This window comes from Streptococcus parasanguinis (genome assembly GCF_000963275.1).
GTDB lineage: Bacteria > Bacillota > Bacilli > Lactobacillales > Streptococcaceae > Streptococcus > Streptococcus parasanguinis_B.
This window is the reverse complement of record NZ_JYOW01000001.1, coordinates 1634642-1649293: the sequence shown is the minus strand read 5'-3', so window position 1 is coordinate 1649293 and position 14652 is coordinate 1634642. Positions and strand designations below refer to the sequence as shown.

7 protein-coding genes are annotated in these 14652 nt (G+C 42.3%); all 7 read left to right on the top strand.

Going from position 1 to position 14652, the window contains the following annotated elements; genetic code table 11:
• Positions 1-287: 287 nt before the first annotated feature.
• The 7 genes from TZ97_RS07875 to TZ97_RS11055 all read left to right on the top strand — a co-directional run bounded on the left by TZ97_RS07875 (position 288) and on the right by TZ97_RS11055 (position 14581).
• Positions 288-1154 carry an ABC transporter permease gene (locus tag TZ97_RS07875; RefSeq protein ID WP_045759963.1) on the top strand — a complete coding sequence of 289 codons (867 nt, stop codon included), beginning with the start codon at positions 288-290 and terminating at the stop codon, positions 1152-1154.
• On the top strand, positions 1151-1915 hold the full coding sequence (locus tag TZ97_RS07870) for an ABC transporter ATP-binding protein (protein ID WP_045759962.1): 765 nt from the start codon (positions 1151-1153) through the stop codon (positions 1913-1915). The genes TZ97_RS07875 and TZ97_RS07870 overlap by 4 nt, the downstream gene beginning before the upstream one ends.
• A 791-nt stretch (positions 1916-2706) precedes the next feature.
• Positions 2707-3249 (top strand): hypothetical protein, encoded by a 543-nt coding sequence (locus tag TZ97_RS07865; RefSeq protein WP_045759961.1) that lies wholly within the window; start codon positions 2707-2709, stop codon positions 3247-3249.
• 203 nt (positions 3250-3452) lie between these two features.
• Positions 3453-5114, top strand: a complete 1662-nt coding sequence (locus tag TZ97_RS07860; protein WP_003008950.1) for a ribonuclease J — start codon at positions 3453-3455, stop codon at positions 5112-5114.
• A gap of 70 nt (positions 5115-5184) precedes the next feature.
• A complete protein-coding gene (locus TZ97_RS07855) occupies positions 5185-5967 on the top strand; it encodes an alpha/beta hydrolase (RefSeq protein ID WP_045759960.1) in 783 nt (260 codons plus the stop codon).
• Positions 5968-6353: 386 nt separating this feature from the next.
• Positions 6354-7811 (top strand): glutamate--tRNA ligase, encoded by a 1458-nt coding sequence (gene gltX / locus TZ97_RS07850; RefSeq protein ID WP_045759959.1) that lies wholly within the window; start codon positions 6354-6356, stop codon positions 7809-7811.
• Positions 7812-8047: 236 nt separating this feature from the next.
• Positions 8048-14581, top strand: coding sequence for an accessory Sec-dependent serine-rich glycoprotein adhesin (locus tag TZ97_RS11055; RefSeq protein ID WP_080934916.1), 6534 nt, complete (start codon positions 8048-8050; stop codon positions 14579-14581).
• Positions 14582-14652 lie beyond the last annotated feature (71 nt).

Below are 14652 nucleotides of genomic sequence, written 5' to 3'. Positions count from 1 at the left end.
CAAGGGGAATGAATCCACTTTGAATTGGGATACAGTAGGGTTTGGAGTGGTAGTACTTCACACCCTTATTGTCGTCAGTTACCCTAGTAAGACCAGACTTGTGAAACAAACACAGGTTTCTTTTTTGCATAATTATAAAAGCTTATAGAACCCTCCTGCTCCATATAATCAGGAGGGTTCCGTTTTATTTTTAAAAAGCTGGTGATCCAAGAAATATTGTGAATTTCCTATAGGTTCTCTTCCATATTTATGATACAATTAAACTACTATTATCGAAGGGAGAAACTATGATTAATTCAATTGTTTCACAAGGTTTGATTTGGGCCATTTTAGGGTTAGGAATCTTTATGACGTTCCGAATTCTAGATTTTCCAGATATGACGACAGAAGGGTCCTTCCCGCTTGGAGGAGCGGTGGCGGTAACCTTGATTACCAAAGGGGTCAATCCACTCCTTGCGACGCTGGCTGCTATTGGAGCAGGGTGCTTGGCGGGACTTGTGACGGGTCTTCTCTACACAAAAGGAAGAATCCCCACACTCTTGTCAGGGATCCTCGTGATGACATCTTGTAACTCGGTCATTCTCTTTGTCATGCAGCGGGCTAATTTGGGACTTCTGGGCTATAAAAAAATTCAGGAATTTCTTCCTTTTGCCAGTGGGTTCAATGAGATCCTGATTGGTTTAATTTTCGTAACGCTTGTGATCCTTGGTTTGATCTTCTTCTTAGATACACGCTTGGGTCAAGCCTATATTGCGACAGGAGACAATCCAGATATGGCCAAGAGCTTTGGGATCAACACCGACAGGATGGAATTGATGGGCTTGGTCATTTCAAATGGGATTATTGCTCTTTCTGGTGCACTGATGGCCCAGCAAGAAGGCTATGCGGATGCTTCACGTGGGATTGGTGTCATTGTTATCGGGCTTGCCAGCCTCATTATTGGAGAGGTTCTCTTTTCAAATGTCACCTTGACAGAGCGCTTGCTCAGTATTGCAATCGGTTCAATCGCCTACCAATTTTTGATTTGGGCCGTGATTGCACTTGGCATCAATACCAGCTATATCCGAATCTTCAGTGCCTTGATCTTGGCTATCTGCCTGATGATTCCAACCTTTAAGGGAAAAATCATGAAAGGAGCGAAACTCAGTAAATGACAGCAATTGTAGAATTAAAAAATGTAACCAAAGCTGTAAGCAATGGGATGAATGAAGAAAAAGTCATTCTGGATGATGTCTCCTTGGAAATTCGAGAGCATGATTTTATCACGATTTTAGGGGGCAATGGAGCTGGAAAATCAACCCTCTTTAATACCATTGCTGGGACACTTCCAGTTAGTAGCGGGAAGATCTATATTCTAGGGGAAGATGTGACCAACTACTCTCCTGAGAAGAGAGCCAAGTACCTATCTCGTGTCTTTCAAGATCCTAAAATGGGAACAGCGCCTCGCATGACAGTGGCAGAAAATCTCTTGGTAGCGAAGTTTCGTGGAGAAAAACGTGGTTTGATTCCGCGTCACTTGGCAAGCTATAAAGAAGAGTTTCAAACAGTTCTTGCTAAGATCGGCAATGGCTTGGAAAATCATATCGATACAGCAGTTGAGTTTCTATCAGGGGGGCAACGTCAGGCTTTGAGCTTGTTGATGGCGACACTAAAACGTCCAGAACTTTTGCTATTAGATGAACACACTGCAGCCTTGGATCCGAAAACCAGCCAGGCTCTGATGACCTTGACCGATGAGTTTGTGAAACAAGATGCTCTCACTGCCCTTATGATTACCCACCATATGGAAGATGCTTTGAAATATGGCAATCGCTTGATTGTGATGAAAGATGGACATATCGTCCAAGATCTCAATCAAGAAGAAAAAGCCCAAATGGCCATCGCAGACTACTATCAATTATTTGAGAAAGAATAAGATACAAAGCCCGTAAAATGCAAAGTGAAAATAGGGAGTAGGACAGAAGCGATATCGTTTATGGCGCTTACCCCCACAAGTCTGATTAGGATTCTTCCGAACTGATCAAGCGAGAGAAGAGTTCAATCAGCTACTGTGCCTTGTCTACATGCTAAGCTAGAGAGCTTGTTCTCTAGCTTTTTCTCTTTCTAAAACACAAGTTACTGTTTATAAATATACGTCGTCCCTTCAATGACTGCCTTATACAACAAAAAAGCTTAGAAAGAGATCAGAAGAAAACCACATAAAAATAGGAACTAGTTTCAGCTGAAATCGCTTGCAATTACTCAGGTAGGTGAGTATAATATAGTTAGAAAGATGAAGAAGGGATTGATACCAATGCCTTATCGAGTTGAAATTTAGGTTACTTCGTTTTAGGCCTGTTTTGCTGATAGCTGTTCATGCTCTTATCGTAAAAGAGCAGTTATGTCGTGTGTGTCGGATCGGTTGGACGGTCGGGCAAGCCTGCTTAGTTTGTCCGGAGACATAAGAAAACGTGGAAATAGTAGGTAGAAGCTTTTTATAAAGGTTTTCAAACTTCAATGCGTCCAGTCGAAAACTAATCATTTGGATTTGGGATAGCAAAGAAAACCTCTGGTATTTTACACAAATACTATTAAATGAAATCAACATCATAAACATTGTTTTGTTAGCCAAAAGGTTAATTGCACCAAGTCAGTGAAGCAGACCAGGCCTCTAGTCCCGTAAGACTGGAGGCCATTTTTATAAAATACTCAGGAGGAGGTGAGAGTATGGGATTGTCGTATGCGCAAGAATATAGTTGTCGTGACCATTTTCGGCAAAGAGCTTTTGAGCGCTTTGGCGTAGATGATCAGCACTTGAATAAGTGGATCAACCAACACCTCTCCTCCCTCTCTCCTTATGATAGTAATGTGGTTCAACCCGCCAACACAGAAGCCTATGTAGCCAGTGATGGCGTCATCTTTGTCTGCAATATCAAAAGTCGGGAGTTTATCACCTGTTTTAAGGCGGTTAATTACCAAGAATCTAAGGATGAAGAGGAAGCTTATACGAACATTCACGAAAACAATGTCGCTTCCTTCAAAAAAGATGTGAACCACCTAGTCAATCGCTACCGACTCAAGGAAGCCAAAGAGCTGTTTGAAAACATTGGGGAGGACTTGGATGACTTTTATCGCCTGTCCCAAGCGGTCAAGAACGGCCAATTGAGCGAGCGAAATAGTAAGCGCCTAGAGGAATTGTTAGGCAAGTTTCATGTGATCAAGGCAGCTATGCGGATCATTGAAAATAAACGGGGAGATTACCATCTTTAGGGTCTTTTCCCCCTAAAAATAGGCGCCTAGAAGCCCTCTCATCTACTTCAGATGAGAGGACTTTTTTGCTGTGGAAAGCTTTTTGAAAAAAAGAGAAAAAAATTGTATAATAGAGTGGATATGCAAGTATTTGCAAAGCTGTAATTCGACTTGGGCAACCAAGGACCGTAAGTATTAAAATAATCACACTAAAGGAGACAACAGTGAGTAGTATTAAATTAGTCACTCTTGGCGGTGTTCGAGAAAATGGGAAAAATCTCTACGTTGCCGAAGTGAACGATTCGATTTTTGTCTTGGATGCAGGTTTGAAGTATCCAGAAAATGAGCAACTTGGGGTGGATGTCGTTATCCCCAACATGGATTATCTATTTGAAAACAAGGACCGCATTGCGGGTGTTTTCTTGACCCACGGTCATGCGGATGCCATTGGGGCCTTGCCTTATCTTTTGGCGGAAGCGAAAGTCCCTGTATTCGGGACAGAATTGACCATTGAGTTGGCTAAACTCTTTGTGAAAAGCAATGACAGTGTGAAGAAATTCAACGACTTCCATGTTATTGATCAAAATTCTGAGATTGATTTTGGCGATGCCGTCGTGTCTTTCTTTCAAACAACCCACTCCATCCCTGAAAGTATCGGGATTGTGATTGGCACTCCTGAGGGCAATATCGTCTACACAGGAGACTTTAAATTTGACCAAACTGCCAGCGAGTCATACGCGACAGACTTTGCTCGTCTAGCTGAGATTGGACGCGAAGGCGTGCTTGCCCTCTTGAGTGATTCGGCCAATGCGGATAGTAATATTCAAGTTGCCAGTGAGCAAGAAGTAGGCGATGCCATCTTAGATACGATTGCAGACTGGGATGGTCGTGTCATCGTAGCTGCGGTAGCCAGCAACCTTTCTCGGATCCAGCAGGTCTTTGATGCTGCGGCTGAGACTGGCCGTCGAGTGGTCTTGACAGGGTTTGATGTGGAAAACATCGTCCGCACAGCTATTCGCTTGAACAAATTGTCTCTTGCCAACGAAAAACTCTTGATCAAGCCAAAAGAAATGAGCCGTTTTGAAGATCATGAATTGATCATTTTGGAAACAGGCCGGATGGGTGAGCCGATCAACGGTTTGCGCAAGATGTCTATTGGCCGTCACCGTTATGTGGAAATCAAAGATGGGGACTTGGTCTACGTTGTCACAACACCATCTATTGCTAAAGAAGCTGTGGTGGCTCGTGTGGAAAACATGATCTACCAAGCAGGTGGCATTGTCAAATTGATCACGTCAAGCTTGCGCGTGTCTGGTCACGGAAACGCACGGGACTTGCAGTTGATGATCAACCTTCTTCGTCCTAAATACCTCTTCCCGATCCAAGGGGAATACCGCGAATTGGATGCCCATGCACGAGTAGCGATGGAAGTCGGTATCTTGCCTGAAAATATCTTTATTCCAAAACGCGGCACTGTGATGGAGTACGAAAAGGGGGACTTCGTCCCTGCCGGTAGCGTCTCAGCTGGAGATGTCATGATCGATGGGAATGCCATTGGTGATGTGGGCAATATCGTCCTTCGTGACCGCAAGGTCTTGTCAGAAGACGGGATCTTTATCGTGGCGCTCACCGTGAATCGCAAAGAGAAGAAGATTATTTCCAAAGCGCGCGTGCACACCCGTGGTTTTGTCTATGTCAAGAAGAGTCGGGATATTCTTCGTGAAAGTTGCGAATTGGTCAACCAAAGCGTTGAAGACTATTTGGCGCAAGACAGCTTTGACTGGGGTGAGTTAAAAGGTTTGGTACGCGACAACTTGTCTAAGTTCTTATTTGAACAAACCAAACGCCGTCCAGCCATCCTACCAGTCGTGATGGAAGTAAAATAATAGAAGAAATGGAAACGCTTGGCGGCCGAAGGCTTGCCGAGTGTTTTTAACAGTAGAAAGAGGAAATCAAATGGCAGTTATGCAGATTGAGTATTATTCAGAAGCCTTGAAGATGGAGTGGGGCGTGTCCGTCCTTTATCCCGATGCATCGCGCGTGGAAGATCCAGCGGATACGGATATTCCGGTCCTTTATCTCTTGCACGGGATGAATGGCAACCACCACTCTTGGTTGAAGCGGACTAATGTGGAGCGCATTTTGCGAAATACCAATCTGATCGTGGTCCTGCCTAATACCAATAATGGCTTTTACACAGATACCCAGTATGGCTACAACTACTACACGGCCATTGCGGAGGAATTGCCAGCGACTCTTTCTCGCTTCTTCCCTAATATGACCAAGAAACGGGAGAAGACCTTTATTGCTGGCCTATCCATGGGCGGCTATGGATCAATGCTCTTGGCTCTCAAGACAAATCGTTTCTCCCATGCGGCTAGTTTTTCCGGTGCTCTGAGTTTCCACGATCGGGACTTTGAAAACAATGACTTGGAACAACCAGCTTTTTGGAAGGGGATCTTTGGAGAGATTGAGGATTGGACGACCAGTCCCTACTCGCTAGAGACTGCTGCCAAGAAGTTTTCAGATAAGAAGACCAAACTCTGGATCTGGTGTGGGGAGCAGGATTTCCTTTATGAGGCCAATAATTTTGAAGTCAAGGAACTAGAAAAGTTAGGTTTGGATGTCACCTATACCCACAGCCCAGGTAAGCACGAATGGTTCTACTGGGAACGTGAGTTGGAGCACTTTTTACAAACCCTACCAATCGACTTTGAATTGGAAGAACGGTTAAAATAAGATACAAAGGGCGTAGCGGATACAGTCAAAATAGGGAGTAGGACAGAAGCGATATCATTTATAAACGCTTCGTCGTCCTACCCCCACAAGGCTGATTAGGTATTCTTCTGAGCTTAGAAAGCGACAGAAGAATCCAATCAGCTACTGTGTCTTGAATTAATTGCTATTCAGCTTGCGTTTTTTGACACAATCCGCAGCCCGTGTTCGTTTAATAAGATACCAATAGATTGGATATCAGTCAGAGCATTTGTTCTGGCTTTTTTCATATATATAGCAAGAAAGGCTAGAAAGGTCACTTATTCATTTCAGTCCTGCTTTCTTTGTGGTATAATAGGAACGATTGAAAAATGAGCTAGAAATAGCGAACAAGATAAGAGGAGAGAAATATGGCAAAAGATATTCGTGTGCGTTATGCACCAAGTCCAACAGGGCTACTACACATCGGAAATGCTCGTACAGCATTGTTTAACTACTTGTATGCGCGTCACCATGGTGGAACCTTTATCATCCGTATCGAGGATACAGACCGCAAACGTCACGTCGAAGACGGCGAACGTTCACAGCTTGAAAACCTTCGTTGGTTGGGCATGGACTGGGATGAAAGCCCAGAGACGCATGAAAACTACCGCCAGTCTGAACGTTTGGAACTCTATCAAAAATACATTGACCAACTCTTGGCCGAAGGAAAAGCCTACAAATCTTACGTCACTGAAGAAGAGTTAGCGGCTGAACGTGAACGCCAAGAAACTGCAGGTGAAACACCTCGCTACATCAACGAATACCTTGGCATGAGCGAAGAAGAAAAAGCAGCTTATATCGCAGAACGTGAAGCAGCGGGTGTGATTCCAACAGTTCGTTTGGCAGTGAATGAGTCTGGTATCTACAAGTGGCATGATATGGTCAAAGGCGATATCGAGTTTGAAGGTGGCAATATCGGTGGTGACTGGGTCATCCAGAAGAAAGATGGCTACCCAACTTACAACTTTGCTGTTGTCATCGATGACCACGACATGCAAATCTCTCACGTTATCCGTGGAGACGACCACATTGCTAACACCCCAAAACAGCTCATGGTCTATGAAGCCCTTGGTTGGGAAGCACCAGAATTCGGTCACATGACACTTATCATCAATTCTGAAACTGGTAAGAAATTGTCTAAACGTGATACGAATACCCTTCAATTTATCGAAGATTACCGTAAGAAGGGCTACCTTCCAGAAGCAGTCTTTAACTTCATCGCTCTTCTTGGTTGGAACCCTGGTGGGGAAGACGAAATCTTCTCTCGCGAAGAACTTATCCAGCTCTTTGATGAAAACCGCCTCAGCAAGTCTCCAGCGGCCTTCGACCAAAAGAAAATGGACTGGATGAGCAATGAATATATCAAGAATGCAGATCTTGCGACTATCTTTGAAATGGCCAAACCATTCCTCGAAGAGGCAGGACGTTTGACAGACAAGGCTGAGAAATTGGTGGAACTTTACAAACCACAAATGAAGTCAGTGGACGAAATTGTTCCATTGACAGACCTCTTCTTCTCAGACTTCCCAGAATTGACAGAAGCTGAGAAAGAAGTCATGGCTGGTGAAACCGTGCCGACTGTACTTGAAGCCTTCAAAGCGAAATTGGAAGCCATGTCAGACGATGAGTTTGTGGCAGAAAATATTTTCCCACAAATCAAAGCGGTTCAAAAAGAAACTGGGATCAAAGGGAAGAATCTCTTTATGCCAATCCGTATCGCCGTTTCAGGTGAAATGCATGGTCCTGAATTGCCAGATACCATCTACTTGCTTGGACGCAAAAAATCCATCCAACACATTGAAAACATGTTGGAAAAAATCAGATAATTATCAGAAAAGTCCCTATTAAATGGGGCTTTTTGTTTTACCTCTAAAGTAAAAGTATTATAGGATTTTTCAAAAAATTGCCCCGGTTTGACAAATTGATCCTACTGAAAACGATTTTATTACTATCTAAAACAAAAATTATAAAAAAATAGCAATAATTAAGGATAATTGCTTCCAAAAATCGACAGATTAGTCTATAATGTTAGGGAAATAAAAAAAGTAATAAGGAGACAGAAATGTTTTTTAAACGTTCGAACGGTGAATTCCGTGAAACAGATCGTGTGACTCGTTTCAAATTGATCAAATCAGGTAAAAACTGGTTGCGTGCTGCGACTTCTAACTTTGGTCTTTTGAAAGTCATTCGTGGTCAAGTCGAAGAGACTGTTGTAGCTGAAGTGCGTGAAGACGCAGTATCAGTGAAAGAAATGACAAGCCGTGGCTTGCTCAAAGGGATCGTAGCAGCTGGGGCTGTTTTTGGTGCAGCTACAGTAGCGAATACTGCTAAAGCTGATGAAACTGGATCAGATGTTGCGACTGCATCTGAGCTTTCAAGTGAAGCTCTTGTAGAGCAAGGAAGTACTGTACTTGGTACAACTTCAACAACTGAATCTCAATCTGAATCAACTACAGAATCAACAACTGAGTCAACAACAGAATCAGCTAGCGCTTCTGCATCTGCAAGTGCTTCAACCTCTACAAGCGTATCTGTATCTCACTCAGCTTCATTGAGCGAACAAGGTTCAGCAGAACTTTCAGCAGCTTCAAGCGAATCAACTGTAGCAGCTGGCTCTGAAGCAAGTGTAGAAAGCACTACAACAGTAGCGAAAGCTGAAGATAAAGTTGTTTTGGAACAAAACACTTCAGAAGCAGCATTGTTGAACAAGATTGCAGGAGACTACTCAGCAACTGTTTCAGCTCCAGAAAAGAAAGCAGCACTTGATGCTGCCATCGCTAAAGTTCAAACAGAATTGACAGCAAGCAACAGCTTGATCAACGCTAATGCTTCAGCTCAATCATACGCAGACCAACGCGAACGTTTGAGCAAGTCAGTAGATGACATGATGGCAACCTTGACTGCAGCAGGATTTACTGGAAACACAACAGTAAACGGTGCTCCAGCAATTTCAGCTCAGTTGGCTCCAATCTCAACAAGCACTACTGGTAGTGTAGATACTACACCAGTTATTACAAATGCAAATGGTGCAACGATTGAAGATGCAGCCTTCAATAAATCTGGTTATGCTTTGGATCCAAACGCTGATCGCTTCACTTTTGGTGTATGGCAATTCCTTAAAACAAACCATACTACTGGTGCTAAAACCAACTTTGATTACTATGCTACTCTTTCAGTAGACCGTTCTGCCATCACTGGTAGCCTTTCAGCTAACCCAGATGTTTACTTACGTATTGTGAAGAAATCGGATGGTTCAGAAGCTTATACACGTACTATTCATGCTGGTGAAAGCAATATCTCTCTTCCAAACTACATCACAAACAATAACTCTGATGTAACAAATACTTTGACTTATACAGGTGCTAACGGAACTGATCCAGGTAACGTAACCTTCTCATTGGTAAACGATAACCTTGAGTATGAAACACTTCAAATTCGTGATACCAACTACCCAGGTAACGAAAATGAAGATAAACCAAACGTTCAAACTTCTGTTCCTTATGCGAAAGCTGATCAAACTACTTACTATAAAGTTGTTGATAGCAGCAAGTACACAAAAGGACAAACTTATACACCAACTGGAAATGAAACAGTCCTTGCAAGCTATACGCAAACAGGTCTTGCAGGTCAACAATTCACAGCTTCAGGAAACCGTAATATTGAGGGGTATGAACAAGTTCCAGCAACAACAGACACAACTCAAAAAACATCAGGTATCCTTGGTAAGGGAGTTGTTGGTCAAAAATTGGTTGAACTTCAAGGTGGAGCAAACCACTACTACGTGAAACGTATTTCAGAAGTTGTAGATACCAATGGTTCAACAGTAACGAAATTATATGCTCTTGATCCATCACAAGTAAGCAACTTCAGTGCAAGTGATGTTGGTACAGAAGATGTATCTAAATACACACTTATTTACACATCATCTGTAAATAAAGCTGGTGATACATGGAACTCAACGGGATCAAAAACTACTCGTGTAAACAGCAAAAATGGTGACTATTATATTGATGTTGTCGAAACTGCAGGTAGCAACTCCCTAGTAATTACTGGTTGGCAGTCTACTACAGAAAAAGTTTACCTCACACACGATGAAACTAAGGTTACTGAAGGATTTGATAAACCGTTTACTGGTGCACCAGATGTATCATTAACACCAGCTGGTAAAGGAAATAATAAATGGAACTTGATTGCTGGACGGAATGCTGATATTGTTGCGAAGGACAAAGTAACAGATTCCACAGGTAAAGTTTCTTACAAAGAATTGAAAGGTTTCACTTCATTCTCAAATAACTACTCGGTCCCATCTGCAGTTAAACCTTCAACTGATGTGAACTATTACTTTGTTAAGTCAGACGAAAAAGGAAGTGTTTACGTTCACTATAGAGATACTGAAGGTAACGAAATCAAACCTTCAGTAACAGATGAAGATAAACAACCTATCAACAAAGCATATGACACAGTAGTAGATAATCGCCCAGACACAATTGAGTACAATGGTAAGACCTATGAACGTGTTCAAGCAGGAGATTATACTGTTGGTAAGGTTGGTGATGAAAGTAATCTAGTTAAATCTGATCTTTCTACAGTTAAAGGTACAGATGATGTTATTGGAACAGTAGCTAAAGAAGATAAAAATGTTACCTATATCTATAAAGTGAAAGAAACACCAAAAGAAGGTGAAGTTGTTATCACTTATGTAGATACGAAAGGTAACGAAATCCAAAAATCTCGTCAAGATACACCTAAATCACCATATGACACACCATATGATACAACTGAAAAAGGTGAAAAACCAAATATCATCAAGACAACTGATGGTAAGACATATAAAATTGTTCCTAAAGGTGATTACCCAGTAGGAGATGTTGATGAAAATGGTCATTTGAAATCTTCAGATCCTATTACTGGTAAAGTTGACAAACCAAAATCAACCATTACTTACGTTTATGAAGAAGTTGGAAGTGTCTTTGTTCATTATAAAGATGTTAATGGTAATACGATCATGGGATCTGTTATCGATGAACAAGATCAACCACTTGAGAAGGATTATGATACTGTAGTAGATAATCGTCCTAAAGAAATTAAATTTGAAGGTAAAACTTACGAACTTGTAGAAGCTGGTAATTACCCAGTAGGTCAAGTTGACAGCCAAGGTCACTGGACAGGTGATGATGATACGACTGGTAAAGTGGCTTCAGGTGAGAAGAATGTTACTTATATCTATAAGTTGAAAGTGGAATCACAATCAGATTCAGGTTCAAATTCAGCATCTGATACAACATCAGCTTCACAATCAGAATCAGAAGTTGTATCTAACTCACGGTCTGTATCAGAACAAGCTTCTACATCATTGTCTGAATCAGCTTCTACATCATTGAGCCAATCAGCTGTTGAATCAGCAAGTGTGTCTGCGAGTCAATCATCGTCATTGAGTACGTCAGCGCAAGAATCAGCTTCTGTATCAGCTAGTCAATCAGCGTCATTGAGCACATCGGCTTCAGCATCAGCAAGCGTATCAGCAAGTCAATCAGCATCATTGAGCGCATCGGCTTCAGCATCAGCAAGCGTATCAGCAAGTCAATCAGCATCATTGAGCACATCGGCTTCAGCATCAGCATCTACCTCAGCAAGCCAATCAGCATCATTGAGCACATCGGCATCTGAGTCAGCATCAGTATCTGCGAGCCAATCAGCATCATTGAGCACATCGGCTTCAGCATCAGCATCTACCTCAGCAAGCCAATCAGCGTCATTGAGCGCATCGGCATCTGAGTCAGCATCAGTATCTGCGAGCCAATCAGCATCATTGAGCACATCGGCGTCTGAATCAGCATCAGTATCTGCGAGCCAATCAGCATCATTGAGCGAATCAGCTTCTGCATCTGAATCTGCATCGCAATCTATTTCAGAATCACAATCAGCTTCAACAAGCCAATCAGTTTCTGAATCAACATCAGCGTCTGAGTCAGCATCAGAATCAGCTTCAACATCAACGTCTGAATCTGTTTCAGCATCTGAGTCAGCGTCAGCATCATTGAGCGCATCAGCATCTGAGTCAGCAAGCGTATCAGCAAGCCAATCAGCGTCATTGAGCACATCAGCGTCTGAATCAGCAAGTGTATCAGCAAGCCAATCAGCATCATTGAGCACATCAGCGTCTGAATCAGCAAGCGTATCAGCAAGCCAATCAGCGTCATTGAGCACATCGGCTTCAGCATCAGCATCAACTTCAGCGAGCCAATCAGCGTCATTGAGCACATCAGCGTCTGAATCAGCATCAGTATCTGCGAGCCAATCAGCGTCATTGAGCACATCGGCTTCAGTATCAGCATCTGAATCAGCATCTGCATCTGAATCAGTATCAGCATCATTGAGCACATCAGCGTCTGAGTCAGCATCAGTATCAGCAAGCCAATCAGCATCATTGAGCACATCGGCTTCAACATCACTTTCTACATCTGTATCACAATCAGCATCTAACTCTTCATCAAATTCTGAAAGTGAAACACCTAAACAAGGTGAAGTAATCATCACTTATGTAGATACAAAAGGTAAAGTGATTAAAGATCCTCGTCAAGATACACCAAACTCACCATATGACACACCATATAACACAACTGAGGAAGGTGAAAAACCTAATACTATCAAGACTCCAGACGGTAAGACTTATAAGATCGTACCGAAAGGTGACTACCCAGTAGGTAAAGTTGACGAAGATGGACACTTAGAATCATCTGATCCAATTAAAGGTAAAGTTGATAAACCTAAGTCAACCATTACGTATGTTTACCAAGAAGTAAGTAACGTATACGTTCACTATGTAGATACTGAAGGTAACACGATCAAGGCATCTGTCACTGACGAAAAAGAACAACCAATTGGTAAAGACTACGATACAGTAGTGGACAACCGTCCACAAACAATCGAGTTCCAAGGTAAGACATACGAATTAGTACCAGCCGGTAACTACCCAGTAGGTCAAGTCGACGAACAAGGTCACTGGACAGGTGATGATGCTACAACTGGTAAAGTTGCTGAAAAAGATAAGAACGTAACATATGTCTACCAATTGAAACAACCTAAGGGTAATGTTTACGTACACTATGTTGACGTTAATGGTAACAAGATTAAAGACGATGTCACTGACGAAAAAGATCAACCAGTTGATAAAGACTACGATACAGTAGTAGACAACCGTCCAAAAGAAATCGAATTCCAAGGTAAGACATACGAATTGGTACCAGCTGGTAACTACCCAGTAGGTCAAGTCGACGAACAAGGTCACTGGACAGGTGATGATGCTACAACTGGTAAAGTGATCGAAGGTGATAAGAATGTCACTTACGTTTACAAACTTAAGGAAGATCCAACGAAACCTAAAGAAGGTGACGTAATCATCACTTACGTAGACGAAAATGGTAAAGAAATTCAAAAACCTCGTCAAGACACACCAAACTCACCATATGACACACCATATAACACAACTGAGGAAGGTGAAAAACCTAATACTATCAAGACTCCAGACGGTAAGACATACAAGATCGTACCGAAAGGTGACTACCCAGTAGGTAAAGTTGATGGCGATGGACACTTGGAATCATCTGATCCAATTAAAGGTAAAGTTGATAAACCACGTTCAATCATCACTTACGTTTACAAAGAAGTGAAGGAAGAACCAACTCAACCTAAGGGTAGCGTATACGTACACTACAAAGATACTGAAGGTAACACTATTAAACAATCAGTAACAGATGAGTTAGACCAACCAGTAGGTAAAGACTACAACACTGTTGAAGATAACCGTCCACAGTACATTAAATTCGAAGGTAAAACTTACGAAATCGTACCAGTCGGAAACTACACAGTTGGTAAAGTAGATACTCAAGGTCACCTTGAATCAACAGACTCAACAACTGGTAAAGTGGTTGAAGGACGTAAAGACGTTACTTACATCTACAAACTTGTCGAAGAACCTGTACAACCTAAGGGTAATGTATACGTTCACTATGTAGATGAAAATGGTAACACTATCAAGACTTCAGTAGTGGATGAAAAAGACCAACCAGTAGGTAAAGACTACGATACAGTTGTGGATAACCGTCCTAAGACAATCACAACTGCAGATGGTAAAGTCTATGAATTGGTACCACAAGGTAACTACCCAGTAGGTAAAGTTGACGGTGAAGGTCACTTGACAACAACTGACCCAACAACTGGTAAAGTCATCGAAGGTGATAAGAACGTTACTTATGTTTACAAACTTGTGAAGACTCCAAACGTTCCAACACCAAACACTCCAGTGCCACCAACTCCAACACCAAACACTCCAGTGCCACCAACTCCAACACCAAATACACCGGTAGATCCAACACCTAATAAACCAATGGATCCAACACCAAACACACCGGTAGATCCAACACCTAATACACCAGTGAACCCAGTTTCTGAGCAACCAGCTCAACCAGCTCCAGCTCTTGAACAACTTCCAAATACTGGTGAAACAGGATCTGTAGCTTCAGCTCTTCTTGGAGCAGTTGCAGGGGTTGCAGGGGTTGCAGCACTTGGACGTCGCAAAAAGGAAGATGAAAAATAATCTTCTATCCTAATTTGATTCGGTCATTTCAGGTATGTGGGAAATGAAAAAGGATCCAAAAAGAGAACCTC